Annotated in this window: 1 protein-coding gene; it reads left to right on the forward strand. The window is 41.6% G+C overall.

The features are described from left to right. On the forward strand, window positions 1-548 hold a 548-nt coding region (locus tag ACTHS3_RS16335), incomplete at its 5' end, for an aminopeptidase N C-terminal domain-containing protein (RefSeq protein WP_440368550.1). Window positions 549-736: the final 188 nt, after the last annotated feature.

Consider the following 736-nt stretch of genomic DNA (forward strand, 5'->3'; position numbering starts at 1 on the left):
GTGCTGACGCTGCGCATATCGAACACGTTGCGGAGAATTACGAAGCAATGGCGCAAAACATGACCCACGAATGGGGTATCTTATCCGCAATCAACAGCAATGAAAGCGAAATCCGTGATCGTTTGTTGACGAAATTTGCCGATAAATTCGCCGATGATGCCTTAGTAATGGACAAATACTTTGCCCTGATTGCTTCAAGCCGTCGCAAAGATACTTTACAGCAAGTTCAGACGGCCTTGAGTCATCCTAAGTTCAGTATTGAAAATCCAAATAAAGCCCGTTCTTTATTGATGAGCTTCAGTCGCAATATTCCGCACTTCCATGCAGAAGACGGCAGCGGCTACCGCTTTATAGCCGATAAAGTGATGGAAATCGACCGCTTTAATCCGCAAGTTGCCGCTCGATTAGTACAAGCCTTCAATATCTGCAATAAATTGGAAGTTAACCGTAAAGCTGTCATGACCACAGAATTGCAACGCATCCATGCACAAGAAGATTTGTCCAAAGATGTGGGCGAGATTGTCGGTAAGATTTTGAATGAAAAATAAAGCTTGTTTGTTGACATTATTGTAATTTGGCAATAGGGATAGATAGACTAAAGGCCGTCTGAAACCAATTGGTTTCAGACGGCCTTTTTTGTATGTTAACGCTTAAATTAATTTTCGTTGAGGGTAGGGAATAAGAATAAAAAAAGAGCCTGCATAAAACAGGCTCTTTTTCATACTAATCCGAAGAT

This window comes from Neisseria sp. P0009.S007 (assembly GCF_051962515.1).